Below are 24667 nucleotides of genomic sequence, written 5' to 3'. Positions count from 1 at the left end.
ATGGACATGGCCCGATGAGCTGTAGTAGTTCTGGTGGATGCATAAAATCCTTCTGCCGGTCCTGGCATTTCTATTTAGCTTAAGCTCATTTGCTTTTAGTTTATCTAGAACTGTTCATGTCAATGCTGGAATTCCTTTTATTAAGCATGAAGGAAATGGGGCCTTTGATTCGTATCTTTCGATGGAAGTCAATTATGCTCCAGTGAAAGAATTATTCAAAGCAGTCGTTCAGGCAGAACGCAAAAAGTTGAAGAATCGCGGTGAGGCCCATATTACGGTGGTGACTCCTGTTGAGTTTTTTGAAGTTCTAAAAAATAAGATCACGATTAAAGAAATCAATGAGATTGCTTTAAAGAACGAAATTCAAAAATCATCTTTCAAAGTAGTTTGCCTAGGGAAGGGTTCATTAAAAAACGACGACACTTATTTTATCGTCGTGAAGTCTTCTGACTTATTTGAGATCAGAAGAAAGATTCAGAAATTATATGAAAGCCGAGGTGGGAAGGTCGGTGCCTTTGAGGCCCAACACTTTTTCCCTCATATTACTTTAGGTTTTACTTCTCGAGACCTTCATGAGGCCGATGGCGTAGTGAAGAACGAGAAGGCCTGTATTGCAGATATCGAATTATTATGAAGAATTTTGAGAAACGCCGGGACCGCTTTGAACTTTTCGAGAGCATGGAGAGTCCCTTTTTAAATGTCACTTTTAGATTAGAAGTTCCTGATTTCAGGCCCTACTGTAAAGAGCAGAATCTTCCAGTTTTCCATTTCTTTCTATATTACTTATTCAAAGCTCTCATGAATGTAGAGAACTTCCGTTATCGTATTTATGACGGGGAAGTCATTCTCATTGATCAAATCATTCCTTCTTATACGATCCTCAATGAAGAAAATATTTTTAACTTCACTCGCTTCGAATTTAGCGATGATGTGAATGAGTTCATCCGTCGTAGCCTTGCTGCGAAGGACGAATCTATGAAAGCACCAAAGCTGATTCATTCTGCTTCAGACGTGAGTGCTCGAGACCTCAAGGACTACGTGTTTATCACGAGTCTACCATGGTTGGATTTTACCTCGATCCAGCATCCGGTAGGACGATTTAAATCAGCGGATATTCCTTCCTTAGCGTGGGGGAAATTCTCCACTCTTCCTGATGGACGTCTATCAATGCCATTCTCGGTTCAGGCCCATCATGGCTTTGTAGATGGTTATCATATTCATTTGTTAGCGGAAGAAATCGGTCGTGTCTTAGCAGAGGCGATTAAATAAAGATTTTCAGCAAAAGATAGACATTGGCGAAGAGACCGAGCGAGAAGAGAACTGCTCTTAAACTCACGATACCGAATCCATAAACGAGATAATGACCAAGCCTTGCGGCCACATAAGCACCAGCAGCAAGTTTTGTTCCCTCATCAAACCTGTTGTTCATTCCGAGGATCAAAATAGCGACAATAAAACCAGGAAAGTAATCCTTGAGATTATTGTAGGCCCTTTCACATCGAGCGGCCCACGGTTCTAATTCTTTTCCTGAAACTGGAACGCGGTTACTCCCAATCCAACCTAGACCGAAAGCGCGCCATTTACCGAAGCTCACCGGCACCCAAGCAAAGAGAAAAAAGATGGTTAAGAAAGCGAGTGACTTATATTCAAAGGCCATTAGAGCATCCATTGATTTCTAGTCCGGGGAAAGAGGCCTTAACTGCTTCGCAGCCTTGATCTTGATCATGAAATTGCTTGAGATTCATCTCAATAAACGCAGTCATGGTATTTTCAAAATACTTACGAGGAAGCAATTCTTTATATTTTTTATGATTGGCCTTTAGATCTTTGACCCAGGCAACAAGAATGCGGAGTTTCTCTTCCTTTGATGATGTATGTGAATTCATCAATTGATCCATACTGAAGGCCAACGAGGCCCCTAAAATATGAACTTCTTGATAAGAAGGATAGTCGCAGCTTGAAGACTCTTCAAAAAAAGAGAAAAAGCTATGGATGAGACTCTTGGTGATCACTTTTGATTTGCCGTTGATCATTACACTTGAGCCCACATCTCTTGTGACTTTCAAGCACATAATTCCTTCTACACCTCGTTCATGTTCCTCGAGAGTGTAGTAGGAAATGAGATCAGCAAAGGCCTCATTGTAAGCAGTCATGATGTCGTCCATGCTTACAACTCTAAAACCATAAGACTTATTTTTAGGTTTTGTTTTTTTCTTTAAGTGATCAAAGCAGCCAAGAGATAGACCCCTTGAGTGAGGAAAAATCGCCTGATAAATGTGGTGTCCATACTCGTGAGAAGCAATCATGGGAACTTCCCAAAAGTTCACTGTGAGGCCCATCTTACGCATTTCCTGACTATGAGGAAGAAAGGTAATGGACTCATTAAGAGGAGTGTAGAGAGCATTATCGGTCCAGTAACTACTTTCCTTGATTTTTTCGCCCGCATAGTTTTCAACGATGTTGGATTGAAGAATCGAAGGAGAGATATTTAAAGTGATAGGTCTGATGTTGATGTCTTTTACTGCGGTCTTGAATTTAGCATTGGTTTTAGAAATAAAATAAGCGGCATTCAAGGCCGCGCTTTCAATCGTTCCTTGTTCATACTGATCTAGATCCGCACAGAGAGAAACTTTTTTAGGACCTTCAATGCCAATGTACCTGTCTTGAATGGGTGAACGGATGATTTCCACTTTCTCACCGTAAACCGTTCGAGCGATGATTTGACCGTCCTCAATTAAGGATAGATGAATGAGACCGGAAAAATTCATATATTCAAAGGTGCTTTTTCCGTTCAAAAAAAGATGCAGACCAAATTGAATATTGTCCGCGAAATTGCGTGAATGACAATCAACAATCTGCGATTCCGGAAATAGGGGGACGTTTGAATAGTTAGTGACAGTGATATTTTCAAAGGGAACTTTTCGATTGGAGGATGGGTCACCGCAAGCGACGACAAGCACAGACAAAAGAATGACGAAGAAGAATTGTTTCATTCTAAAAGCTCTTAAAAAATTAGTGCGCGGAATATAGCTTGCGAGAACTAAATGAAACAGTGAGAAGGTAATTAATATAGGTTCAAGAATGCGATCTAACTCTTTAAAATAACGGGCCTTTATCTTAATTCAGGGTCACAATGCACCTCATCTCTGACTTTGATGTTATTTTTTTTGGCTTGTGGATCGAGAGTGCAGAGGTTCTACTTTAAGAAGTAAAATTTAAGGGAGGATTTCATGAAAAAGTTTATTCTAGCTGCTACTCTTGCTTGTTCAACTCTTCCAGCTTTCGCCCAGGCCTATGGCCCTTGTCAGGTGGCCGCAATTGATCGTTACAACAGAATCGTTGCTCGTTTCTACGGTCAGACAAATCATCGTGGAATCTGTCAGAATGCTCTTCGCCAGTGTAATTATGAAATCAGAATGCGCGGATGGTATGACCTTCGCTGCGTTCAATATCGCTCACGATGGTAAAAAACAAAGGGCCCAAAGTGGGCCCTTTTTCTTATTGAATCTCCGGATGAACTCCGTCACAACTTTTAATTCTGATCTTTTCTTCTCTTGTCACGCTTACATATCTCTTTAAGCGTTTGAACCCCGAATAAATGATTTTTTTCTTCGAATTGTAGGGAGCTATTTCGACATAGTAATCACCAACAAGAGAATTTCCTCCATTGAATGAGCTTGGAGTGAGCTCCACTAATTGACTTTTTTCAAGATAGGGGGATGTCTGTCCAATGGAAATTTCGAATGATTTATTTTCACCTTTGACGGACATTGAATCAATTTTGAGATCATGACTGAAGGCAGGACACTTGAAAGAACGAAAGCGTTCTGAAGCATAAGCGGCCGCATAGTAAACTTTCATGGACACACTTGAGGCCGCTCCTGCGCCCTGTGTTCCTCGTGATAATTTACGAGGACGGAAGAGAGTGTACATTGAACCAAGGTCCTGAGTTTCCGAACCACGATTCACAATAAGTCGAAGAATCCAGGCATCGACACCTTTTTGATCTGTCAGATAATCCAGGTCTTCTTGTTTAATCTTTGGCATATCTACCAAGAAGGTAAAACTTTGCGAGATCTCAACTTCCTTGGGATTTCCCACTAGCCATTCAATTTCATTTAAATGGGTAATGTCCATCTCAACGGGCGCAATTTGCACACCAATGGCGTCCTTGGAAACTTCTGCGTACTTCGTACAAGAATAAAAGAGTAGTAGACTCAAGAATAATGCTTTCATGGCCCGATCCTTTAAGTATAGGTATCATTATAAAACAAAATTTAAATGGGAGTGATGATGAAGTACTTAATTCCACTTTTTATTCTGGGCGCTTGTTCTTCTGGTCCGGTTCAGTTATCTGAAAAAGCAAAAAACCTTGAAGTCTATGCTCAAAAGCCAACTGAGTGCCGTGTTCAAGGTAAAGTTGTTGGTAAAGATGAGATGGGAAGTAAAGAACTTGCCCTCAATGATGCTTTAAACCAGGCCGCTGATCTTAAGGCCACTGGGATTTTTGTGAACCAGGAAGTACCAAACGGTAAGGTCATGCAGGTTTTTGCCACTGCTTATCAATGTGACTAGTATTTAGAAAGATATTCGTCGAAGGCCTCAAGACTTGCGAAGAAAGGAATTTTTCTTTTTTCAAGTTCACTCTGAATGGCAGGCTTGAGGTCGCCGCCCACCCAAATTTCTGCGCTTACTTGAAGACGAGTCGAGAGTTCTTGAAGGTAATCGCTGAGACTGTGCCTTTCAGACAATTCATTTCTAGTTGCTCCTAAAAGAATGGCACGGCACTTAAGAGCATTGGCCGCCTCGGCAAGTGATTCTGCCGGCATATTCGGTCCCATGAAAATAAATTTAATACTGTGATGAACACAAAGTAAGGCAGAGGCAAGAATTCCAATCTCATGCAACTCACCTTCGGGAGTCGAGATAAGAATGAGATCTTCTTTGATTTGTTTCTTTTGATAATGCTGGCCAATCATCTGACCCACATGAAAGCCAACGATCGCACTTAAAGTATGTTCCTGCGCAATGGAAAGCTCTCCACGACTTACTTTATTTCCAATCTCATGAAACAGGGGAACCAGAACATTTAGACAAAGATCTCGTGGACTCAGAAGGGTCTTGGCCTTCTCCATTTCGTGGGAGATGATGTCGAGTTTATAGGCGCTTAAAGCGATATAAAAATTGTTCAGGATCTTATCGTATTCGATTTTTTCATGATGAGGCGTCACTACTTGTAGTTCATCGTAAGGGCGATGCATAAGGTTAGTGAAGACTTGCTTCAATTCATCCAACTCAAGATGGGCGACTTTCCCAATGCTTTGTCCAATCTCTGTGAGTTTAAAGAGGAGAGCGAGTTTTTCAATATCTTTTTCTGAATAGAGGCGATGCTTGTTATCTGCACGTTCAGGGACAACCGCATTATAGCGCTTTTCCCATGCTCTAATGGTTGCACTGGCGACACCTGAGAGTTGAGAGGCAACTTGGATGTTGAAATACTGCATCGAAAAGATTTTACCACAGTAAAACCTAGAAAAGAAGAGCGCTCAATGCCATGATATTCTCATGCAAAGGAAGACCAAATGACACCTGAAAACATGTATCCAGTTAAGAGCGCCGTTAAATCAAAATCGTACTTGAAAGGCATGTCTGCTTATCAAGAGATGTATGAGAGATCAATTCATGATCCAGATGGATTCTGGCTTGAAGCAGCGAAGAATTTAGATTGGTTTCAATTCCCGCAAAAGGCGGGTCAGGGTGATTTTAAAAGAGTAAATCACTCATGGTTTATGGGCGGTAAATTAAATGTGACCTATAACTGTCTTGATCGTCATCTCGCCAAAAGAGCAAACAAACCTGCACTAATTTGGGCCAAGGATGAACCAGGTCAATATCAGAAAATTACTTATCAAGAAGTTTATGAAAACGTTTGTCGTCTTACAAATCTTCTTGAAGCTCATGGGGTAAAAAAGGGAGACAGAGTTTGTATCTATCTTCCAATGATTCCGGAACTTACTTATTCAATTCTTGCTTGTGCTCGTCTGGGGGCGATTCACTCAGTGGTCTTCGGCGGGTTCAGTGCCGATGCTCTAAAGGGGAGAATTCTGGATGGTGAATGTAAAATCGTCATTACCGCCAATGAAGGTCTTCGTGGTGGAAAGAAAGTTCCGTTGAAGAACATTACTGATGAGGCGATCAAAGATATTAAATTTGTAGAAACAGTGCTGGTGGTTAATCGCACATCGACTGCAGTGAATATGGTGGCCGGTCGAGATCATAACTATGAAGAAGAGATCAAGAAGTATCGTCCAGTTGCTCCTTGTGCCGTCATGGACGCGGAAGATCCTCTTTTCATTCTTTATACCTCAGGCTCAACCGGTAAACCTAAAGGTGTCATGCACACAACTGCTGGTTACCTGACTTACACTTCATTCACGCATAAATATATTTTTGATTACCATGAAGAAGATGTTTACTTCTGCACAGCTGATGTGGGGTGGGTGACTGGTCACTCCTATGTCGTTTACGGACCACTTGCTAACGGTGCTACGAGCGTTCTTTTTGAATCAATCCCATCTTATCCGGATGCTGGCCGTTACTGGCAGGTAATTCAAGATTTAAAGGCCACAATCTTCTACACAGCTCCGACTGCACTTCGCTCTCTTGCTCAATCAGGTGATGACATTGTGAAGAAGTATGATCGTTCAAGCCTCAGAATTTTAGGAACAGTGGGTGAACCCATTAATCCAGAAATCTGGAAATGGTATCACGATGTAGTAGGTGAAGAGCGTTGTGATATTGTGGATACTTGGTGGCAAACAGAGACGGGAGGAATTCTTATTACTCCAATTCCTGGTGTGACTCCGACGAAACCTGGATCTGCCACTCTTCCATTTTTCGGTATTCAACCAGTCATTGTGAAACCTGAGAATGGTGAAGAGCTTAAAGGCAATGGAGTTGAAGGTGCCCTTTGCATGAAGTCTTCTTGGCCCGGTCAAGCACGCACAATCTATAAAGATCACGCGCGCTTTGTAGAAACTTATTTCACTCAATATCCTGGACTTTACTTCACAGGGGACGGCTGTCGTCGTGATGAAGATGGTTATTACTGGATCACTGGCCGTATTGATGACGTCTTAAACGTATCTGGTCACCGATTAGGAACTGCAGAAGTTGAAAGTGCTTTGATGGAGCATGATGAAGTTGCTGAAGCAGCAGTTGTTGGTTACCCACATGATATTAAGGGTGTTGGTATTTATGCGTACGTGATTCTATATGAACATAAAGAACCGACTAATCAACTTGTTGAAAGTATCAAAGATGTGGTTCGTGAAAAGATCGGAAGATTTGCGGCCCCTGACGTGATTCATATTACGAAAGGACTTCCAAAAACTCGCTCGGGTAAAGTACTGAGAAGAATTCTTCGGAAGATTGCTGCTCAAGAATACGGAGGTCTGGGTGACACTTCAACTCTTTCAGAGCCAGGAGTCGTGGACCATCTTGTTGAGGAACACAAAAAACTAAAATAGGAGTTCCTATGAAACTGCACGGTTCGTGCCACTGTGGGAAAGTTTCGTTCACCGTAAATTCAGTGAATTTTTATCCCTACCAGCTCTGTTACTGCAGTATATGTCGAAAAACGCAGGGTGGAGGTGGCTTCGCGATTAATCTTGGGGCAGATGCAAAGTCACTCAAGGTGAAAGGAAAGAAGTTCATCTCTGTCTATCGCGCTAAAGTCACAAATCCTCATGAGAAAACTTATCAAAGTTCTGGAGAAAGAAATTTCTGCAAGGTCTGCAGTTCTGGGCTTTGGCTTTTTGATCCCGATTGGCCGGAACTTATTCATCCCTTTGCTTCGGCCATTGATACACCATTACCAGTCACGCCTCATAAGACCCATCTGATGCTGGAATTTAAGGCCCCTTGGGTAAAGTTAGATAAGAAAAAGGGAGACAAGACTTTCCAACGATACCCAAAGGAATCCATTCAAGAATGGCATGATCGTGTGATCAGACACATAAAAAATTAAAGATGCCAGTCACCGCTTGCTTCTGGTTGATAGATCACTTCCAGAATTCTTAGAGTTCTAGTTTTCCCGTCCGGGAACATCCAATTAATTTCTTGTCCAACTCTAAGACCAATCAGGGCAGAGCCAAGTGTGGCCAGCACGGATACTTTTCCTTCAGCAAAGTTTGCATCTGATGGATAAACCAGAGTAATCGTCATCTCTTTGTTTTCCTGGATGTTCAAAAACTTTACCTTAGAATTCATTGTTACCAGATCTGACGGCACTTCATTGTCATTAATGATGCTGGCACGATCGAGTTCCAGTTCCAGATTTTCGAAGTCTTCAGATTTCTGAAAACTCAGAACGTGTCTAATTCTTAAATAGTCTTTCTCAGTGATGAGAATTCCATCTTCACTCATGTAAGATCCTTGTTGTCGTTAAAAGAAAATGTATAGGGAAATAGCGACTGGGCGCGAGGGTCCAGTCAGTGATTACACTGTGACGGTTTTGCGAGAATTAACAGGGGCCTGATTTGTCATCATGACACCATTATAGGAAGAAGAGCCGCTCTTTTCAAGCGGCTCTTCCCGATATTCTATCGACGGAGTGGCCGATAAACATGCTTAAGATTTGCTAATGGCATCGGAGAGTTTTTAAAGTTCTTCGAACGACCGTACATCCACATGAAATCAGGTCGAGTAGAAGAAATCCACTCACCACCGATAACTTTGCCTGTTCCATCCAACTCGACAATGTATTCATAGTCTTTAGAGCGGAATTCCTGGTGTGGAGTCAGGGTCACAGGTTCTTTCGAAACAAAGTTTCTCGCCCCTGAGGCCGCCAGTTCCGGAGTAAAGAATTTTAGCTCTTCTCCGTAAGTCATTTTCATTCTTACGTGAACTCTTTTAGCGATTCCCTGAGCTCGGTGCGAAGGTGTGACTTCAACCTCTCTCACGTCACTTGTTGAATAACTGTGAATGGGTTGGTTCCAAACATCGTTGAATCTGTCGATGTCGGCCACAAAGCCTTTACCCAATAGACCAATCATGTTCGTGATCACAACGTGGAACGCGCCTGCGTTTACGTCTCTACAATCCGGAGACTCCGCAAGTTCACGAGGTGGATACATACGGTGCTCTGGACGATCGCGATCGTCACCTTCGCCTTCAACTTTACCGTTCACTTTACAACGTCTGCCGACGAAGCCGAAGATTTCGCCTTTATAGTTGTAGGCCTCATGCATGGCCAGAAGAGACTTCACGTCTGAGGCCCCGAAAGGAATTTTAATACCAGCAGCGTTTGTCACAACCACTGGCTCAGGTTCTGGATAGTTGATTGCGGCCTGGGCCCATCCGTGACAGATACCTTCCCACCAAAGATCTCTTGGTGAATAAAGGCTTAAAGCACGTCTGGTCAGTGTGTAGCTATAATCGTTGTTGGCGATATCATATAATTCAGCAGGAGATAAACGACCGAGTTCTTCTTGGCTCATTTTCGATAGCTCATCCTTCGAGTGAAGGCGATACTTGAAAGGTTCTGGATTCGGGTGATTCCAACGATAGGCCACACCGCCTTTGTTTGATGGCCAGTATGATTCAGACCAACCTAAACGATCGTCCGAAAGTTTACCTGTCTTTGGAAGTGCATTGTAGTTCAAAATCAAATTGATCCCTGCAATCCTTCTGAAGTTATTCGGATGACTGGAACCATCGTAGACTTCTGCCCAACTTGGGGGAATAGCAAGCATTAAGCCGATTAAAAGAAACTTCATGTTATCTCCTTAGATAGAAGTTTGCCGATGAAGTTTATAGCCAATGAATTTTGTATGCTCAATTATGGGAGATTGAAATTTACAATGAAGTTTTAACCATAAGCTTTAACTTGTTAATGCTAAAGCACATGCTATCTGCATTAGAGGAAGTGAATTTGGTCTTTTAGTTCAGATGGTTTTGCGTCACTGACTCTTCCACCGAAATCTTTCAAGATTTTTTCTTCGAGAGCTTGAATGCTTTGAATAAAACCTAGACCCATGTTGCCATCTTTGAAGTGCTTCTTCATGATCGCAACCAGTTCATTGAGCTCTTCTTGTGTGATTTGAGTTTTTAATTTTTCATCAACAAGAACCATGATTCTTTTTTCTAGAATAGAAACCATGATCATCGCCGTAACTTTATGTGAAACTTGTGATGTTCCGAGCGTGTGAAAGTATTCGACTGATTTTTCTCCACACTCGCGATCAATTTCCCAATCACTTAAAGCAAGTCGCTTGGCCCAAGGGAAGTGTCCTACCCAAGTCATAAGGAGAGTAAGAAGAAGAATTGTGAGTGGCCAGAAATACGAATGATGAAATTCAAAATAATAACTAAAGCAAAGTGAAAGGAGAAAACCGCTAATCACACCAAAGCGCCATGAGGCCGCAGGGTAGGGATCAGAAGCATCTGCCACAACTAAAAGAAGCTCACAACCAGTGTTGGCCTCAAATTGTTTAAGGCGAGTTTCTACATGCTGAATATCATCTTGAAGTAATATTTTTTTCATTACCAGTTCCCCGAAGATCCACCACCAGAGAAGCCGCCACCGCCGCCGCTCCAGCCTCCGCCTCCACCAAATCCTCCACCTCCAAAGCCGCCTCCGCCACCACGGTGTCCACCACCGCTGGAAAGAAGAGCGAAAAGGAAGTTGCTGATGCCGATGAGGCCCAATAAAAATCCAACGATGAAAATAATCACCGCAAACATCGCCGCACCTGGAACCATTAAGAAACTAGCACCGGCCATTCCCGCACCTGTGAAGAGTCCTCTGGCAAAAGGTCTCCTTCTCATCACGAGATGTACGATCACAATAATGACAAGCATGATGGGGAAGAGACGATTAAGAAGTCCGTTACTCTGACGAACTGGTGCTCGACGAACATAGGCAGTGCGGGCAGGATCAACTTGAATGTTGAAGCGTTTTGCTACGTCCTCCATGAAGACACGAAGTCCTGCATGGAATTCTCCACGACGGAAATATTCAGGGAAAATTTCACGTGTAAATTTCGCTGTATCGTAATCAGTGATTTCACCTTCGATGCCTTGACCAACTTCAATGCGCATTTGGCGTTCGGCCTTGGCAATGATGACAAGGAGACCGTTGTCCTGATCTTTAGAACCTAATTGCCATTTTTCGGCCACACGAATGGAAAACTCTTCAATGGGCCAGCCCTGCATATCAGGCACCGTGAGGATCGTGATCTGCGGACCCTTATTGGTATAAATTTCGTAAGCGAGTTCAGCGAGATCATTTCGTTCGGCTTCATTCAAGAGGCCCGCTTGATCCATTACCGGAGAAGTCAAAGCAGGGAGCTGTAGTTCAGCTCCCCAGACTTGTAGCGAAAATAAAAGGAGAAATGAGAAAAGTAAGCGCACTAGAATTTAACTTCAGGAGTTTTTTGTTCAGTTTCATCAACGCTGAACTGTGGCTTCTTATCAAAGTGATGAATAAGAGAGTTTGTAAGGCTTGTCGGGAAAACAGTCACAAGGTTATTGAACTCTTGAACCGCTTCAATATAACGACGACGAGCAATCGCGATTCTGTTTTCAGTTCCTTCAAGTTGAGCTTGAAGACCCTGGAAGTTTTGGTTCGCTTTTAGATCCGGGTAACGTTCAGATACAACCATCAAGCGGCCAAGTGCTTGAGAAACACCTGATTGTGCCTGTTGGAACTCTTGAAGTTTTTCTGGAGTAAGATTTTTTGGGTCAACAGTAACAGAAGTTGCTTTCGCACGAGCTTCCATTACACCTTCCAGAGTTTCTTTCTCGTGAGAGGCGTAACCTTTAACTGTGTTCACTAGATTAGGGATAAGGTCAGTACGACGCTTATATTGGTTCAGAACTTCTGCCCAAGCAGCTTCTACATTGTTATTAGATTGAGGGATTGATTGTAGACCACAAGAAACGAGGAACAGTGATCCAAGGACGATTGTAAGTAACGATTTCATTAGAGCTCCTGATTAAACAGCGGGAATAAAAAAACCCAAAGTAATTTAACAACTTTAGTTGCTAATACTTTGGGTTCATTTTTGTTTAAATCAAGTGCTTATGGCAAATAATTATTTGCTCATGCCTGCAACAAGCTTAGTAAGACGAGAAGTCTTGCGTGATGCAGTTTGTTTCTTCATAGCTGGAGACTTAGCAAGCTTAGCAAGAAGAGATTGAGCTTTTACTAGAAGTGAACGAGCTTCGGCTACGTCACCTTTAGAAACAGCAGCGCGAAGTGCTTTAACAGCAGTTCTTGATGCAGCAGTTTTAGTTTTGTTCGTCATGCGACGTTTTTTTTCTTGTTTAGCTCTTTTTACAGATGATTTGTGATTAGCCACAGTGGTTCTCCTAATTCATTTTCTTTCAAAAATATTGCGATGTTATAAACCTAAAGCCACCTTCATGGCAATAGTGAATTGATAAAGGTCTTTGGCAAATGATCCACTATAAGGTACCTTTTGTCCGCTAAATCTCTATATTATAAGGAATATCATCCTATGAAAAACATTCAAGTCGTTGGAATTGTTGGTGCTGGTCAGATGGGAAGAGGGATCGCTCAGGTTGCTGCCCAGACTGGTTTTGAAGTAATTCTTTTTGATGCTTTCAAAAATTCTCTAGATTTTGGTCATAATTTTATTAAGACGCAGCTAGACAAGGGTACTGAAAAGGGCAAATGGTCTGCCGATGATGCTAAAAACGCTTTCGGTAAAATCAAAGCGACTACTGATATTAATGATCTTAAAAACTGTGATCTGGTTGTAGAAGCGGCCACTGAAAGAAAAGAACTTAAGTTCGAAATTTTCAAGAACCTTGATTCAGTTGTTAAAGCAGATGCCATTCTTGCTTCAAACACGTCTTCTATTTCTATTACTGAAATCGCTGCAGTTACGAAGCGCCCACACCTTGTGGCCGGAATGCACTTCATGAACCCAGTTCCAGTGATGAAGCTGGTTGAAGGAATCCGTGGTCTTGAAACGTCTGATGAGACATTTAATACGGTTGCAGCTGTAGCTGAGAAGATGGGGAAAATATTCGTTCGCGCGAAAGACTATCCTGGATTCGCTGTTAACCGCATCCTTATGCCAATGATTAACGAAGCTGTTTACGCTCTTTATGAGGGTGTTGCTGAAGTTAAAGATATTGATACCGCCATGAAGCTTGGTACTAACCAGCCAATGGGTCCACTTGAGCTGGCGGACTTCATCGGTCTTGATACATGTCTCGCGATCATGAACGTTCTTCATGATGGTCTGGCAGATACTAAATACCGTCCATGTCCTCTTCTTAAGCAGTATGTAGCTGCCGGCAGATATGGCCGTAAGAACGGTAAAGGATTCTATACATATGACAAATAATTTCGAAACGATTGTATTGGATACAACAGGTGAAGTAGGAATTCTTACTATCAACCGTCCGGCGAAATTGAATGCTCTTAACATTCAAGTTCACCGCGAACTTAAAGCCTGTCTGACTGAACTTCAAAGCTCAAAGCTTAAAGGTTTGATCCTGATTGGCGAAGGTGAGAAGGCATTTATCGCAGGTGCTGATATTGCTGAAATGAAACCGATGTCATCAGGTGAGGCGCAAGCTTTCGCTGAACTTGGTCAGCAAGTAACACTTCTTATGGAATCACTTCCATTCCCAACTATCGCCGCTGTAAATGGTTTCGCGCTTGGTGGTGGTTTTGAAATGGCCATGAGCTGTGACTTTATCTTCGCTTCTAAAAACGCCGTATTCGGTCTTCCGGAAGTGAAGCTTGGTCTAATTCCTGGTTTCGGCGGAACTCAACGTCTTGCCCGCATTGTGGGTGAAAGACGCGCTAAAGAACTTATGTTCTCAGGTCGCAACGTAACAAGCGAAGAAGCGAAGAATCTGGGAATCATTTTGGAAGTTTTTGAAGATAAAGCAAAACTCCTAGAAGGCTGTCAGAACTGGTTTAAGCTTGCGAATGCGAACTCAAACTACGCCATCGCTAGAGCGAAAGAAACGCTTCGTGACGGAATTGAGAAGTCTCTGGTTGAAGGTCTCGCTGTTGAAGCTAAAGCTTTCGGCAATATCTTCCAAACTGAGCAAATGATCGAAGGAACAACTGCCTTCGTTGAAAAAAGAAAAGCCAATTTCAAATAAAAGGACACTCATATGCTACTTGATGAACAGTACAAAGAAATTCGTGACATGGTTAAGAAGTTTTCTGATACAGAAATTCTTCCATTCGCTCAACAAGTTGATCACGAAGGCCACCTTCCAAAATCACAAATTGCGAAGCTTGCTGAAAACGGCTTCCTAGGTTCATACGTTCCTGAAGAGTACGGTGGTGCTGGTATGGACTATATGTCTTACTCACTCATCGTAGAAGAGATCTCCCGTAACTGCGCTTCTACGGGCGTGTTTGTTTCAGCTCACACTTCACTTGGTATTTGGCCAATTCTCAACTTCGGTACAGAAGCTCAGAAGAAAAAATATCTTCCAAAGATGGCCTCTGGTGAATGGATCGGTTGTTTCTGTCTTTCTGAACCAAACGCGGGATCAGATGCCGGATCCCTAACGACTTTTGCTGAAGACAAAGGTGATCACTGGGAAATTAACGGTGTAAAAAACTGGATCACGAACGGTAAAGAGGCCGGCGTGTGTATCGTTTTCGCTAAAACGAAAAAGACTCCGGACTATAAAGGGATTTCTTGTTTCATCGTTGAGACAACAACTCCTGGCTTCTCAATCATCAAAGAAGAGGACAAACTAGGGATCCGTGGATCTTCAACTTGTCAGCTTGCTTTCGATAAAGTGAAAGTTCCTAAGGACGCTCTTCTAGGCGAACCAGAAAAAGGTTTCCGTGTTGCTATGGCAACTCTAGATGGCGGTCGTATTGGTATTGCCTCTCAGGCCCTAGGTATCGCTCAAGGTGCTTTCGATTACGCAATCCGTTATACAAAACAACGTGTTCAATTCGGTGCTCCGCTTTCTGACCTTCAAGGAGTTCAGTTTATGCTGGCCGATATGAGCACAAAAATCGGTGCTTCTCGTCTTTTGATTTACCATGCTTCTGCCCTTAAAGATGCAGGGCAGCCATATTCAAAAGAATCGGCCCAGGCGAAGCTTTTTGCCTCTGAATCAGCAATGTGGATCACAACTAAAGCGATCCAGCTTTGTGGTGGTAACGGTTACACTAAAGAATACCCGGTCGAGCGTATGTTCAGAGATGCCAAAATTACTGAAATCTACGAAGGGACTTCTGAAGTTCAGCGCATGGTTATTGCTGCCAGCGAATTAAAAGCTGTTCATTAATTTTTACGCTCGTCAATGGACACTCTGTTTGCTAGAGTGTCCATTAAATTTGTTTTATTCGCGTAGTGCACGCGTCTGTTATTATTTGAGGAGAAAAACATGGCGAAAAAGAAGCCTGCTGCTAAAATGCCAGTGAAAAAACCAGTAGCAAAAGCTGCGGTCAAAAAACCGGTAGCGAAAGCTCCTCCTCCAAAAAAAGCGGCACCAATGGCAAAAAAAGTTCCTGCAAAGAAACCGGCAGCTCCTGCTAAGAAAGCGGCCCCAGCTCCAAAGAAAGTTGAAAAGAAAGTGGCTCCAAAAGCTGCTCCGAAGGCCAAGCCTCTTTCAAAAGAACAAGAGAAGAAGCTGAAAGAAAAAGAGAAAGCTCTTCTTGCGAAAGAAAAAGCACAAGCTGCTAAAGAAGCTGAAAAAGCCAAGGCCCAAGCTGCGAAAGACAAAGAGAAAGAAAAAGCTCTCGCTGCGAAAGAGAAGGCGAAGGCCGAAGCAGACAAGAAAAAGCAAAAAGAACTAGAAAAGAAAAATAAAGAAGCTGAGAAGCTTAAGGCCAAGGCCGATAAAGAAGCTGAAAAAGCGAAAGCTAAAGCTGATAAAGCGTCTGCTAAAAAATCTAAGAAAGCATCTGATGAAGACGAAGAAGACTTCGAGGATGAGGACGAGGATTTTGAAGATGAGGATCTTGGTGATGAAGTCTACGACGAGGAAGAAGAAGTTGTAGAAACTAAGAAGCGCCAGACTGAGGACGATGATTTTGATGAGTTCGAAGAGGACTATAAAAAATCTAAAGAGAAGAAAAAAACTGGTAAAAAGGCCTACGAAGAAGAAGATGGTCATGTTGATCTTTTCCAATCGAAGCCTTCTAAGAAGTATAACAATGCTATCCTGGCCGATCTTGAAAACAAGATCGCGGATGAGATTGCTGAACTTCGCGAGCACTTCAATTGGAAAGAAATTGCTGAATCAATTGCGACTCTGGATTTCTTCATTGATGCTAAAAACGATGAGTGTATTGAGAAGGGCTGTGACAACATTCGCACGACTCAAAGCTACTGTCGTCTGCATTACCTAAAGAACTGGAAAACAATTCAGAAGAAGCGCGATATCCTTAAAGAAGGAAAACTTCAGGAGTATATCGAAGAGCTTATTTCTAAATATCCACCGAAGTACATTGAAGCTCTTCTTTCAGATCTTTCTGATGATAAAGAGTTCTACAAAGTACTTAACGAGCTTAACATCACTTCTGAATTTGATTTCGAAGAGGATGAATTTGAAAATGCGGTGGACGATGATGATTCTGATGATGATATCGGAATTGAAACAATCTCTAGTTCACTTCGCTACGAAGACGAATGATAAAAAAGCCCTCGAAAGAGGGCTTTTTTTTTATTTCTTACAAAGAGGGAAGTCCCTCACTAGTCGCATAATCATTCCACCGTCTTTCTTGCGGATATCTTGCCAGTAGGCATGAGCCCCTCGGCCAAAAAGCGCTCCATTACCTTCGTAAATGCCGTTTTTGCCCTTCAACTGTTCATTCATGATCTCAAGGCCACATTTAATGTTCGCCTCATCTGGCCTAATATTGGCGACACCACAGCTATTTCCACTTTCTCCACCTCGCCAGTAGCGATCTTTTTGGTTTTGATTTAGCTGAAGCATTCCGGCGGCAGTACCGTGAGTGGCCGCGGTGTTAATGACGGACGCACCACATGTACTTTCTTTCCAGGAAATCGCAGCAAATACCCAGACCCAATAATAGGCCTGTTGTTCTCTACTAAGGTTGTTCCAGTTAGGACAGGCCATCTGAATGCCAACGCTGTCTTTACGATAGTATTGAGACCCAGGAATAGAGTTGATGTGTGACACAATCGTTTTTCCGAGAGGGCCCAACTTTCCATTGCTATTAATGAATTTTGAGCAATCGGCTCCATTGCCGTAATACTTCTTACTAAGTTTGAGAGACTCTTCTTCGCAGGTAACGGTTGGGCCCTGAATGGCAGTTGTGGTGAGGGCCTTAACACCTGCTTTAATGACTTCATTAGAAGCTAAAGCACTATAAGAAGAGAGTACAAATAGAAGAGGAATGATCTTATTTCTTATCACTCTCACTCCATTTAAAAGTACATTCTATTTTCGAGAGACTATTTTTTTTGGTGTATTTAATTTCATCTTTGTTAACTTCAATGAGTTCTTCAGTCACAAGTTCAAGCTTCTTCAAGGCCTTTGGACAGGAGTGAACAGTGGTCTTCATGTAGAGTTTTTTATTCAGAAGCTTACTCTCTACGTCTTCAGCACATGTTTCAGCATCGGCCGTTACTAAGTTTGTTTTCTCTTTGGTCGGTTGGTGGAAAGTGAGGTTTGCACCGATTTGAAGAACTTCATCTCCTTCTTTTCCAACAAAGCGGAAAGGTCCACCGGAGCAGTTATCATCTACATCTTTAACAACTTCTACTTTCCCTTGGCTGATTCCAAGTGATTTGTAGATATCCGCTGGTGCTGCTTGTGCACCTATGGAAAGAGTAAATGTCAAAATGAGGGTAAGTGACTTCATTGACATGAAAACAGTATAGAGCAGTCTGGGATATCTACAAAACGTTTGTTTATAAGGGGAAAAAAGTGTCGTGAATGCGGGTGGTTAGGCCCTCAAAAGAGGGCCCAATTTTAATCATTGATTACGTTTTAGTGGTCAGTGTCCTCTTCAAGGTCTTGAAATTCCTCTCCTAGGAGCTTGTCCGCTTCAAGGGTGAGGTTGATGTTCTCTCTTGAGAGCTTGTAGAAGTAATTTTGATTTTTGTGGCTTACTTCCTGCCAATTTGGTTCAAACTCGTCCCATTCTTCGTCGGCAAAAATCTCATCAAAGAAGAGGCCCACGATATCAATGAAGTTGGCCTGAGTCTCTTTTACCTTTTCTGCTGTGGCCATCTGATCTGGCTCACAAGAAAGGAAGCAAGTTATTGGAGAAAGATACTCATCTTTCTCAGAGAGATAAGAAACTGTCAGAAGAAGTTCTTCTGGATATACTTGTCCATATACGTCGAAATAACGTCCGTTTTGCTTACACTCACTCTTGTATGTTTCATTTAAAAGTCGATTTAGACTTTCTAGCCATTCAGTTGGGAGGGTTTTACCTTGTTTTGAAGTCTTTTTTCTAGCTAACATGACGACCCGCCTTAAGTGAAAGATTTAGTGGTCTTTTATATGCCCCTTAATTAAAATATTTGGAAAAGAAAGACAATCTTATCATTCTGAAAAAGGATCATTTTATGGCAGTTTATATTCTTGGCGGTGCCCGCACGGCCATCGGTAGTTTTCTTGGTACACTTTCTCAAGTTCCAGCTCCAAAACTAGGTGCTGCAGCAATTGAAGGTGCACTTCAAAAATCAAATATTGAAAAAAATAAAGTTGATGAAGTTTTCATGGGTAACGTGATCACTTCTGGTGTTGGACAGGCCCCTGCTCGTCAAGCTTCACTTGGTGCTGGAATTCCGGAAAGCGTTCCTACAACAACTGTTGGTAAGGTCTGTGGCTCTGGTCTACAGGCGATCATTCTTGGGGCCCGTTCAATCATGACTGGTGACAACCAAGTTGTTGTTGCTGGTGGTATGGAGAACATGTCACTTGCTCCTCACTTGCTGATGAATTCTCGTAATGGTTTCAAATTCGGCCCAACTGAGATGAAAGACTCTATGGCGTGGGACGGTCTAACAGACGCTTATAGAAATGTAGCGATGGGTGTTTGCGCTGAAGAGTGTGTGAAAAAATTCAATATGAGCCGTGAAGAGCAAGACGCTTTTGCGATTGAATCGTTCAAGCGCGCTCAAGCTGCTGCTAAAGAAGGCATGTTCAAAGACGAAATCGTTGCTGTAAAAGTTCCTGCGAAAGGCGGCACAACTGATATCACAGAAGACGAAGGTCCTTTCAAAGCGAACTTCGAAAAAATGCCAGGACTAAAACCTGCTTTCGAAAAAGACGGCACCATCACAGCTGCTAACGCTTCTACCATCAACGATGGTGCAGCGGCGGTTGTTCTTGCGGGTGACGCTTTCGCTGATAAAGCGGAATTCAAAATTCTTGGTTACGCTTCAAACGCTCAGAACCCAACTTGGTTCACAACAGCTCCAGTAGACGCAATCAATAAGGCCCTCAAGAAGGCCAATCTTACTATGGATCAAATTGATCTTTTCGAAATCAACGAAGCGTTCGCGGCCGTAACAATGGCAGCGATGAAGGAATGTAAAATTCCTCACAATAAAGTAAACGTATTCGGTGGTGCGGTTGCTATCGGTCACCCAATCGGTGCTTCTGGTGCTCGTATTATGGTGACTCTCATGAACGCCATGAAAAAGAAAAACGCTAAGTACGGCTGTACTGCTATCTGTATCGGTGGTGGTGAAGCTCTAAGTGTTATCATCGAGAAGATCAGATAATGACAACGGCAGCGGCCCAAACGAAATCAGGTCTCAAAACCTTTAAACCAGGTGAGATCCTCTTCAATGATGGAGACGCTGCCGATTCGCTTTTTATTATTCAAAAAGGTCAGATTCGACTCTTCAAACCAAAAGGGAAGGGGTTCATTGAAATCGCCGTTCTTCGTTCAGGCGAAGTGATTGGTGAAATGGCCTACTTTGATGAGGACGGTTCTGGAAAGAAGCGTTCTTGTTCTGCTTCTGCTATTACTCCAGTTGAGATCATTGAGATCTCTTTCTCGGCCTTTGGTAAGACCATGTCTTCTCTTAATCCATGGTTTAAAACAATCATTAATACGCTGGTGACTCGTCTTCGTAAGAGTAATGCTCGTATTCGTGAGCTTGAAGATAATCAGGCCTCTGTTTCTTATAGTGGTAAGCATAGTGGTTACGAATTCATTAAACCGATTGAAGTGATGAGAATTCTCGGAACACTGTTCCTGGTTTTTAAAGCTCACGGTGAAGTGAAGGGATCCACTTTCACGATCAATAAGAAGACCCTTAATCTCTATACTCAAGATCTTTACACCATCATGGAAGTAAAGCAGGAGAGTGTGATTAATATTCTGGTGGCTCTGGGTTGGATGGAGATCGGTGAGGACGCTGATAAGGCCCCTAATATCTTAACTCTGAAGCACGTGGAGCTTATTCGCCAAGTGTTCATCTATTACAATTCTGAACGTCACCTTCCGGAAGAGAAGAAAATTCAGATCGGTGAGAAGTGCCAGACGTTGATTGCAAAGATGATTGAAAGAGCAGAAGGTGCTGTTTCAACTATTCCTAATCTGAAGCCTGATTCAGATTATAAGCCGAAATTCACTCAGTACTATAACCTCACGAATGTTTTAAAAGAGTTCCAAGAAGAGAACGTTGCAATCGGTTCAGATCAAACCGCCGATGGAAAAAATCTTAGTATCTTTGGTGAAGTCTTAATTGATAACGCTGGAACGATGGTGGAGATTGATTTTGAGAAGATGAAGAAGCTCTATCCGATTATCCGCTTTATGAATGCCATCAAGAAATTAAATCAAGAGAAGGCCCCGGTTTAGGGCCTTCGCTCAATTCTTATTAGATACCTTTCGGAATGAAATTCACTTGAACGTTGTCACCGGATTTGTAGTAACGGTTAACGCCATTGAATTGGATCATGAAACCGGTTTTGTTAATCGCAGGTTGATCGTCACCTGGATTCGGATAATTGGCCTTGATATTGGTTGGTGTCGTCTTGTTACCAACGTAGGTCCAGCCGTCAGTTGCGTTTTCAGGAACCTGAATTCCATTTACTGTTACATAAATTGTTCCTGGAGTTGGTTCACGTTGAAGAACAAGATACTTAAAGTACTCAGTCTTAGTTGTTGTTCTAATCTGAACGCAGTCTGGATAAGTGATCTCGGCACCTGAGTTAAATCTAATGAAGTGACGACGACCTGAAACATATTCTGACGGATTTGTTGTTGTCAGAACGTTCATAGAACCAGTACTGCTGTTTTCATAATAAGTATAGCTTGAAGAAGGAACTAGCTGAGGACCATTAGACGTAATTTTATACACCTGAAGTCCTGAATAATTCGTCATTGAAGAATCGTTTCCAATCAAAGTGATTGGCCAGTAACGATAGGTATGCGGAACAATCACTTGCTGGATAGAGCTATTCACATCATTAAAGATGGAAGTGAAACTTTCAGAGCAAAGATCATAGGCGTCACTCACGTTAAAAGCTCGGGCCATTTTTATGTAAGAGTAGGTAGAAGGAATCCAGCCTTCTGAAGGTCGACACGCCGAATGCGCAGTAACTGAGAAAATTCGCAGAAGTTTAGACTGAAGTTGACCCTTCAAACTTACAAGTTCACTATAACGAGCATCGAAGGCCGGTTGAATTGGAGTGTTGTTTGTTCCATCACTATTTTCAACTTCTACATCGCGGTTGTTGGATACAATCACCACCAGGTTATAGGCCTCCTGACGAAGTAAACCTGTGCCTTTGTGACGCTTCATAAATTCCTTTAGACGCCACAGACCTCTCTCGCGATGGGGCTGTCGTAGTACTGGAATAAATGAAGTCAGCTCTGAAACCGTGGCAACTTTATTCCCAGCAACTCCTGAAGGGAGTGCATCAGCTGAATTTGTGAAAACCCGAAAGTCACTATTGTCTGCTACCGAGTTGTTGTAGCTCTGAAGATCGAGGTTTGGGTTAACCAGTGGCATGGCAATAATTCTAAAATCAAATTGGCTCGATACCTGGTTCACTGTGCCTGTAATGGCATTTTTTAGATCTGCGCTGGTGTAGTAATAACTTTCAGTGTTGTCGATCATGTAGATGATGTCGACCTTCGGCTTTATCAGCGTATAAGAAGAGCAGGAGTTTTGTTCGAATGATTTCACCGCATCCGGATTACTTGTTGATGATTGTGGGGTCGTTCCGAATTGCTCTGAACCGCAACCAACAAACGTTGCTAGAGTTAGAATTGAGAAAAAAGCCGACCATTTAATTTTCATAATCTCACCTTAAGGTATTTCCTGATCTACGAATCGGAGTAATAGGGGTGAAACTTTAGTTTTCCAGGGAAATACCTGACACTCATTCACGGAATAAGCTTAGGAAAATCTTGCCCTTATCCCTAAAAAGCATATCGGTTGGAGTAATATATTATTAATAATTATTTCAATAGGTTGAGGATATTATGGCGGACAATTGGTATTACGTTCAAAAAGGTAATCGTCACGGACCGGTGGAAGTCGATGTCATCATGTCGATGATCACTAATCAAGAACTTAAGACTGAAGATTTTGTCTGGAAAAAAGGCTTTGAGAACTGGAAGAAAATCAAAGAAGTTCCAGAGCTAGAAGTGAAGCAAGCTCCTGCCGCTCCTCAATTACCTCCCGAAGTTGCAAAACTTCCTGAGAAAGAAATTAAATTCAGTGCTTTAAATCCTGATGAAAGAGTCATCTTTATTCGCATTGGTGCGGATAGAGGTGGTGCGGCCACAGATTACGGTCCATTTAGTTTGAAACAAATTAAACAACTTTTTAAAGAGAATCGTATTAATGGAAAAACTCTCGTCTTCGTAACTGGAATGAGAGATTGGAAACTTCTCGCTGACCTTCCTGAATATCAGGAAGTGTTTGAGGAAGTTCCACCGATGATTCAAGAAGCAGATAGAAGAGCAGCAGTGAGAAAACCGTTTATTGCTCGTCTTTTTGTTCAGAACAATAAGAGTCTCTTTGAAGGCATTTGTCGTGATATTTCTATTGGTGGCATGCAAGTTCTTTTAGATAACTTCAATGGAAACGCGGGCGATAGAATTTCAATTAATGTTCATCCTGAGAACACAGATTATCACTTCGTAGCATCTGGTGTTGTGGTTCGAATTCTTGAAGGAAATTCAGGATTCTCATTCCGCTTCCAAGGTCTGTCGGATGAGGCGAAACGTTCAATTGAAAAATACGTTCAAGAAAATTAATGGCCAAAGGTATTGCTCCTTTTAAAACAGAAGATCATACGATTCCCGCCAGTGATGGTGAATCAACTCTTTTTGTTCGTCATTTCACTCGGGGAACCCCAAAGATTCATTTCTTTTTAGTTCATGGGGCCCTGGAGCATTCAGGTCGTCACATGGAGCTGGTAAACTTCTGGTTAAAAAATTTTCAGGAAGTGGCCGTTACTGTTTTCGATAATATTGGACACGGGCGTAGTGGGGGAACCCGCGCTTACGTTGAAAGCTTCAAGCACTATGTAGAAGACTTTGTAAAAGTGGCCGAGTTTGTTCACAGTAAAAATGCTGAAACAACTCAGACCTTTATTTGTGCTCACTCGTTGGGCGGACTTATTACGCTAACGCGAATTCTTGATACCTCTTATGGCTACCCTTATCCATTGAAGGGGCTCATTTTCTCAAGCCCGTGTATTCGTCCGCAGGTAATGTTTGAATCCATTTCAGAACCTCTGATTTTAAAATTGGACAAACTTACTCCGAAACTCCATCTTCCGATGCTTTATAATGGCTCTTCTCTGACAAGAGATTCAGATCGCGCCAATGACTTTGATACTGATTCCCTGATTCCAAAGTTTATTAGCGTTAGAATGGTGAAAGAAATCCTGGATGCTTGTCACCGTATCCGTGGGCTTTCATACTATTTACGCATACCAAGTCTTTTCCTCATCGCTGGCACTGATAAGATTGTGGACCCACAGGCCACGACTCTTTTTGCCCATGGGATTGATAAACAGCTAACCCAGATCGTACAATATCCACATCACCACCATGAATTGTGGAATGAGATAGATCGACAAAGCATCTTTGAAACCATGAAGACATGGGTGGATAGAGAGCTCAAGGAGACCCGATGAAATTCTTTTTAATGGCCATGCTCGTAGTTTTTTCGGGATGTGCTGCTTATAAGAATTATAACCAGAGCACGAAGGGTAAAGTTGTTATCCGCGGAGGCATTTACCAAAAAGAGGCCTGGGAAGATCTCCTCGTTTTCCAACGTATGAGCTGGTATCACGGTGTGACTCTTTATTACGATGCTCTTTTCTATAAGGCGGATTTGAACTCACCATTTTCAAAATGGTTTTCAGCTTCAGAGAAAGAGTTCTTCACGAAATGTGAATCGTTTTTGGTTACAGTAGGGTACAGCGCGGATCCAACCAAAATTTCTCACGTAAACTTCAGGGAACAGATGAAGCTTAATGGTTATGATGATGTAATCATCAATAACTTTGCTTCTTATCTTCGTACCCACCCATCTGCGGCGGAATGGAGATTTCAGAACTATAAATTAATGGGTTTTTGTAAGCGGTCTCCAAGCCGTCTTAGTACCCCAAACCTTGCCATTAACTTCCCAAGTTTCCGTCACTTAGAGATTGAGCTATAAGAGGCAAGTTAGCGGAAAAGCGA

29 protein-coding genes are annotated in these 24667 nt (G+C 42.4%); 15 read left to right on the top strand and 14 right to left on the bottom strand.

What is annotated here, in order from left to right; translation table 11 throughout:
• Nucleotides 1-37: 37 nt before the first annotated feature.
• Nucleotides 38-634 (top strand): hypothetical protein, encoded by a 597-nt coding sequence (locus ACJVC5_RS00910; protein WP_408097499.1) that lies wholly within the window; start codon nucleotides 38-40, stop codon nucleotides 632-634.
• Entirely contained in the window at nucleotides 631-1269 is a 639-nt protein-coding gene (locus tag ACJVC5_RS00905) for a CatA-like O-acetyltransferase (protein WP_408097498.1), read from the top strand. The genes ACJVC5_RS00910 and ACJVC5_RS00905 overlap by 4 nt, the downstream gene beginning before the upstream one ends.
• On the opposite strand, the gene ACJVC5_RS00900 is transcribed toward ACJVC5_RS00905, so the two are convergent.
• Nucleotides 1262-1657 (bottom strand): MAPEG family protein, encoded by a 396-nt coding sequence (locus ACJVC5_RS00900; RefSeq protein WP_408097497.1) that lies wholly within the window; start codon nucleotides 1655-1657, stop codon nucleotides 1262-1264. The two genes, ACJVC5_RS00905 and ACJVC5_RS00900, sit on opposite strands and share 8 nt — an antisense overlap.
• Nucleotides 1647-2993 (bottom strand): hypothetical protein, encoded by a 1347-nt coding sequence (locus ACJVC5_RS00895; protein ID WP_408097496.1) that lies wholly within the window; start codon nucleotides 2991-2993, stop codon nucleotides 1647-1649. The genes ACJVC5_RS00900 and ACJVC5_RS00895 overlap by 11 nt, the downstream gene beginning before the upstream one ends.
• Before the next feature lie 237 nt (nucleotides 2994-3230).
• Here ACJVC5_RS00895 and ACJVC5_RS00890 point away from each other — a divergent pair, with 237 nt between their 5' ends.
• Nucleotides 3231-3467, top strand: a complete 237-nt coding sequence (locus tag ACJVC5_RS00890; RefSeq protein ID WP_408097495.1) for a hypothetical protein — start codon at nucleotides 3231-3233, stop codon at nucleotides 3465-3467.
• A gap of 31 nt (nucleotides 3468-3498) precedes the next feature.
• Here ACJVC5_RS00890 and ACJVC5_RS00885 read toward each other — a convergent pair whose 3' ends face one another.
• Nucleotides 3499-4236 carry a hypothetical protein gene (locus ACJVC5_RS00885; RefSeq protein WP_408097494.1) on the bottom strand — a complete coding sequence of 246 codons (738 nt, stop codon included), beginning with the start codon at nucleotides 4234-4236 and terminating at the stop codon, nucleotides 3499-3501.
• A gap of 57 nt (nucleotides 4237-4293) precedes the next feature.
• Here ACJVC5_RS00885 and ACJVC5_RS00880 point away from each other — a divergent pair, with 57 nt between their 5' ends.
• Nucleotides 4294-4575 (top strand): hypothetical protein, encoded by a 282-nt coding sequence (locus tag ACJVC5_RS00880; RefSeq protein ID WP_408097493.1) that lies wholly within the window; start codon nucleotides 4294-4296, stop codon nucleotides 4573-4575.
• On the opposite strand, the gene ACJVC5_RS00875 is transcribed toward ACJVC5_RS00880, so the two are convergent.
• Nucleotides 4572-5504, bottom strand: coding sequence for a MerR family transcriptional regulator (locus tag ACJVC5_RS00875; protein ID WP_408097492.1), 933 nt, complete (start codon nucleotides 5502-5504; stop codon nucleotides 4572-4574). The genes ACJVC5_RS00880 and ACJVC5_RS00875 overlap by 4 nt on opposite strands.
• 78 nt (nucleotides 5505-5582) lie before the next feature.
• On the opposite strand from ACJVC5_RS00875, the gene acs reads away from it, so the two are divergent.
• Nucleotides 5583-7529, top strand: a complete 1947-nt coding sequence (acs, locus tag ACJVC5_RS00870; RefSeq protein ID WP_408097491.1) for an acetate--CoA ligase — start codon at nucleotides 5583-5585, stop codon at nucleotides 7527-7529.
• Between the two features lie 8 nt (nucleotides 7530-7537).
• Nucleotides 7538-8029: a GFA family protein gene (locus ACJVC5_RS00865; protein WP_408097490.1), complete on the top strand. Its 492-nt coding sequence runs from the start codon at nucleotides 7538-7540 to the stop codon at nucleotides 8027-8029.
• On the opposite strand, the gene rnk is transcribed toward ACJVC5_RS00865, so the two are convergent.
• The 6 genes from rnk to rpsT all read right to left on the bottom strand — a co-directional run bounded on the left by rnk (nucleotide 8026) and on the right by rpsT (nucleotide 12365).
• A complete protein-coding gene (rnk, locus tag ACJVC5_RS00860) occupies nucleotides 8026-8427 on the bottom strand; it encodes a nucleoside diphosphate kinase regulator (protein ID WP_408097489.1) in 402 nt (133 codons plus the stop codon). The genes ACJVC5_RS00865 and rnk overlap by 4 nt on opposite strands.
• Nucleotides 8428-8603: 176 nt before the next feature.
• A complete protein-coding gene (locus ACJVC5_RS00855; protein ID WP_408097488.1) occupies nucleotides 8604-9779 on the bottom strand; it encodes a hypothetical protein in 1176 nt (391 codons plus the stop codon).
• Nucleotides 9780-9919: 140 nt separating this feature from the next.
• Complete coding sequence (locus ACJVC5_RS00850; protein ID WP_408097487.1) at nucleotides 9920-10546, bottom strand: TPM domain-containing protein; 627 nt, start codon at nucleotides 10544-10546, stop codon at nucleotides 9920-9922.
• Nucleotides 10546-11415, bottom strand: a complete 870-nt coding sequence (locus tag ACJVC5_RS00845) for a TPM domain-containing protein (protein ID WP_408097486.1) — start codon at nucleotides 11413-11415, stop codon at nucleotides 10546-10548. The genes ACJVC5_RS00850 and ACJVC5_RS00845 overlap by 1 nt, the downstream gene beginning before the upstream one ends.
• Nucleotides 11415-11987 carry a LemA family protein gene (locus ACJVC5_RS00840; RefSeq protein WP_408097485.1) on the bottom strand — a complete coding sequence of 191 codons (573 nt, stop codon included), beginning with the start codon at nucleotides 11985-11987 and terminating at the stop codon, nucleotides 11415-11417. The genes ACJVC5_RS00845 and ACJVC5_RS00840 overlap by 1 nt, the downstream gene beginning before the upstream one ends.
• 111 nt (nucleotides 11988-12098) lie before the next feature.
• On the bottom strand, nucleotides 12099-12365 hold the full coding sequence (gene rpsT / locus ACJVC5_RS00835; RefSeq protein ID WP_408097484.1) for a 30S ribosomal protein S20: 267 nt from the start codon (nucleotides 12363-12365) through the stop codon (nucleotides 12099-12101).
• Between the two features lie 159 nt (nucleotides 12366-12524).
• Here rpsT and ACJVC5_RS00830 point away from each other — a divergent pair, with 159 nt between their 5' ends.
• From ACJVC5_RS00830 to ACJVC5_RS00815, 4 genes are all read left to right on the top strand, one after another.
• Nucleotides 12525-13382 carry a 3-hydroxybutyryl-CoA dehydrogenase gene (locus ACJVC5_RS00830; protein ID WP_408097483.1) on the top strand — a complete coding sequence of 286 codons (858 nt, stop codon included), beginning with the start codon at nucleotides 12525-12527 and terminating at the stop codon, nucleotides 13380-13382.
• The gene (locus ACJVC5_RS00825; RefSeq protein ID WP_408097482.1) at nucleotides 13372-14154 is read left to right on the top strand and encodes an enoyl-CoA hydratase/isomerase family protein; all 783 of its coding nucleotides are present in this window, start codon (nucleotides 13372-13374) and stop codon (nucleotides 14152-14154) included. The genes ACJVC5_RS00830 and ACJVC5_RS00825 overlap by 11 nt, the downstream gene beginning before the upstream one ends.
• A 12-nt stretch (nucleotides 14155-14166) precedes the next feature.
• Nucleotides 14167-15309, top strand: coding sequence for an acyl-CoA dehydrogenase (locus tag ACJVC5_RS00820; RefSeq protein ID WP_408097481.1), 1143 nt, complete (start codon nucleotides 14167-14169; stop codon nucleotides 15307-15309).
• Between the two features lie 99 nt (nucleotides 15310-15408).
• Nucleotides 15409-16659 (top strand): hypothetical protein, encoded by a 1251-nt coding sequence (locus tag ACJVC5_RS00815; RefSeq protein WP_408097480.1) that lies wholly within the window; start codon nucleotides 15409-15411, stop codon nucleotides 16657-16659.
• 30 nt (nucleotides 16660-16689) lie between these two features.
• Here the strand turns inward: ACJVC5_RS00815 and ACJVC5_RS00810 are convergent, their stop codons facing one another.
• From ACJVC5_RS00810 to ACJVC5_RS00800, 3 genes are all read right to left on the bottom strand, one after another.
• A complete protein-coding gene (locus ACJVC5_RS00810; protein WP_408097479.1) occupies nucleotides 16690-17406 on the bottom strand; it encodes a hypothetical protein in 717 nt (238 codons plus the stop codon).
• A complete protein-coding gene (locus ACJVC5_RS00805; RefSeq protein WP_408097478.1) occupies nucleotides 17393-17860 on the bottom strand; it encodes a hypothetical protein in 468 nt (155 codons plus the stop codon). The genes ACJVC5_RS00810 and ACJVC5_RS00805 overlap by 14 nt, the downstream gene beginning before the upstream one ends.
• Nucleotides 17861-17982: 122 nt before the next feature.
• Complete coding sequence (locus ACJVC5_RS00800; protein ID WP_408097477.1) at nucleotides 17983-18462, bottom strand: hypothetical protein; 480 nt, start codon at nucleotides 18460-18462, stop codon at nucleotides 17983-17985.
• A 104-nt stretch (nucleotides 18463-18566) separates the two neighbouring features.
• Between ACJVC5_RS00800 and ACJVC5_RS00795 the strand changes: the two genes are divergently transcribed.
• The gene (locus tag ACJVC5_RS00795; protein ID WP_408097476.1) at nucleotides 18567-19730 is read left to right on the top strand and encodes a thiolase family protein; all 1164 of its coding nucleotides are present in this window, start codon (nucleotides 18567-18569) and stop codon (nucleotides 19728-19730) included.
• Nucleotides 19730-20818 carry a Crp/Fnr family transcriptional regulator gene (locus ACJVC5_RS00790; RefSeq protein ID WP_408097475.1) on the top strand — a complete coding sequence of 363 codons (1089 nt, stop codon included), beginning with the start codon at nucleotides 19730-19732 and terminating at the stop codon, nucleotides 20816-20818. Before ACJVC5_RS00795 ends, ACJVC5_RS00790 begins: the two co-directional genes overlap by 1 nt.
• Nucleotides 20819-20837: 19 nt before the next feature.
• On the opposite strand, the gene ACJVC5_RS00785 is transcribed toward ACJVC5_RS00790, so the two are convergent.
• Nucleotides 20838-22265 carry a hypothetical protein gene (locus tag ACJVC5_RS00785; RefSeq protein WP_408097474.1) on the bottom strand — a complete coding sequence of 476 codons (1428 nt, stop codon included), beginning with the start codon at nucleotides 22263-22265 and terminating at the stop codon, nucleotides 20838-20840.
• Nucleotides 22266-22450: 185 nt separating this feature from the next.
• Between ACJVC5_RS00785 and ACJVC5_RS00780 the strand changes: the two genes are divergently transcribed.
• Genes ACJVC5_RS00780 through ACJVC5_RS00770 form a run of 3 tightly spaced genes read left to right on the top strand, consistent with a single transcriptional unit; the run spans nucleotide 22451 to nucleotide 24644 of the window.
• The gene (locus tag ACJVC5_RS00780; protein WP_408097473.1) at nucleotides 22451-23230 is read left to right on the top strand and encodes a GYF domain-containing protein; all 780 of its coding nucleotides are present in this window, start codon (nucleotides 22451-22453) and stop codon (nucleotides 23228-23230) included.
• Nucleotides 23230-24117, top strand: coding sequence for an alpha/beta fold hydrolase (locus ACJVC5_RS00775; protein ID WP_408097472.1), 888 nt, complete (start codon nucleotides 23230-23232; stop codon nucleotides 24115-24117). Before ACJVC5_RS00780 ends, ACJVC5_RS00775 begins: the two co-directional genes overlap by 1 nt.
• Nucleotides 24114-24644 (top strand): hypothetical protein, encoded by a 531-nt coding sequence (locus tag ACJVC5_RS00770; RefSeq protein WP_408097471.1) that lies wholly within the window; start codon nucleotides 24114-24116, stop codon nucleotides 24642-24644. Before ACJVC5_RS00775 ends, ACJVC5_RS00770 begins: the two co-directional genes overlap by 4 nt.
• Nucleotides 24645-24667: the final 23 nt, after the last annotated feature.

Source organism: Peredibacter sp. HCB2-198, assembly GCF_045999315.1.
Taxonomy (GTDB): Bacteria; Bdellovibrionota; Bacteriovoracia; order Bacteriovoracales; family Bacteriovoracaceae; genus Peredibacter.
Note: the sequence above shows the minus strand (reverse complement) of the source record. Positions and strands in the feature narration are given on the sequence as shown.

Coding starts and splice junctions, on each gene's coding strand:
- ACJVC5_RS00910 (WP_408097499.1), top strand. CDS start 38: ATGCATAAAATCCTTCTGCCGGTCCTGGCATTTCTATTTAGCTTAAGC.
- ACJVC5_RS00850 (WP_408097487.1), bottom strand. CDS start 10,546: ATGAAAAAAATATTACTTCAAGATGATATTCAGCATGTAGAAACTCGC.
- ACJVC5_RS00900 (WP_408097497.1), bottom strand. CDS start 1,657: ATGGCCTTTGAATATAAGTCACTCGCTTTCTTAACCATCTTTTTTCTC.
- ACJVC5_RS00840 (WP_408097485.1), bottom strand. CDS start 11,987: ATGAAATCGTTACTTACAATCGTCCTTGGATCACTGTTCCTCGTTTCT.
- ACJVC5_RS00890 (WP_408097495.1), top strand. CDS start 3,231: ATGAAAAAGTTTATTCTAGCTGCTACTCTTGCTTGTTCAACTCTTCCA.
- ACJVC5_RS00875 (WP_408097492.1), bottom strand. CDS start 5,504: ATGCAGTATTTCAACATCCAAGTTGCCTCTCAACTCTCAGGTGTCGCC.
- rnk (WP_408097489.1), bottom strand. CDS start 8,427: ATGAGTGAAGATGGAATTCTCATCACTGAGAAAGACTATTTAAGAATT.
- ACJVC5_RS00805 (WP_408097478.1), bottom strand. CDS start 17,860: ATGTCAATGAAGTCACTTACCCTCATTTTGACATTTACTCTTTCCATA.
- ACJVC5_RS00780 (WP_408097473.1), top strand. CDS start 22,451: ATGGCGGACAATTGGTATTACGTTCAAAAAGGTAATCGTCACGGACCG.
- ACJVC5_RS00800 (WP_408097477.1), bottom strand. CDS start 18,462: ATGTTAGCTAGAAAAAAGACTTCAAAACAAGGTAAAACCCTCCCAACT.
- ACJVC5_RS00770 (WP_408097471.1), top strand. CDS start 24,114: ATGAAATTCTTTTTAATGGCCATGCTCGTAGTTTTTTCGGGATGTGCT.
- ACJVC5_RS00895 (WP_408097496.1), bottom strand. CDS start 2,993: ATGAAACAATTCTTCTTCGTCATTCTTTTGTCTGTGCTTGTCGTCGCT.
- ACJVC5_RS00790 (WP_408097475.1), top strand. CDS start 19,730: ATGACAACGGCAGCGGCCCAAACGAAATCAGGTCTCAAAACCTTTAAA.
- ACJVC5_RS00880 (WP_408097493.1), top strand. CDS start 4,294: ATGAAGTACTTAATTCCACTTTTTATTCTGGGCGCTTGTTCTTCTGGT.
- ACJVC5_RS00885 (WP_408097494.1), bottom strand. CDS start 4,236: ATGAAAGCATTATTCTTGAGTCTACTACTCTTTTATTCTTGTACGAAG.
- ACJVC5_RS00775 (WP_408097472.1), top strand. CDS start 23,230: ATGGCCAAAGGTATTGCTCCTTTTAAAACAGAAGATCATACGATTCCC.
- ACJVC5_RS00825 (WP_408097482.1), top strand. CDS start 13,372: ATGACAAATAATTTCGAAACGATTGTATTGGATACAACAGGTGAAGTA.
- ACJVC5_RS00865 (WP_408097490.1), top strand. CDS start 7,538: ATGAAACTGCACGGTTCGTGCCACTGTGGGAAAGTTTCGTTCACCGTA.
- ACJVC5_RS00815 (WP_408097480.1), top strand. CDS start 15,409: ATGGCGAAAAAGAAGCCTGCTGCTAAAATGCCAGTGAAAAAACCAGTA.
- ACJVC5_RS00820 (WP_408097481.1), top strand. CDS start 14,167: ATGCTACTTGATGAACAGTACAAAGAAATTCGTGACATGGTTAAGAAG.
- acs (WP_408097491.1), top strand. CDS start 5,583: ATGACACCTGAAAACATGTATCCAGTTAAGAGCGCCGTTAAATCAAAA.
- ACJVC5_RS00785 (WP_408097474.1), bottom strand. CDS start 22,265: ATGAAAATTAAATGGTCGGCTTTTTTCTCAATTCTAACTCTAGCAACG.
- ACJVC5_RS00855 (WP_408097488.1), bottom strand. CDS start 9,779: ATGAAGTTTCTTTTAATCGGCTTAATGCTTGCTATTCCCCCAAGTTGG.
- ACJVC5_RS00795 (WP_408097476.1), top strand. CDS start 18,567: ATGGCAGTTTATATTCTTGGCGGTGCCCGCACGGCCATCGGTAGTTTT.
- ACJVC5_RS00830 (WP_408097483.1), top strand. CDS start 12,525: ATGAAAAACATTCAAGTCGTTGGAATTGTTGGTGCTGGTCAGATGGGA.
- ACJVC5_RS00905 (WP_408097498.1), top strand. CDS start 631: ATGAAGAATTTTGAGAAACGCCGGGACCGCTTTGAACTTTTCGAGAGC.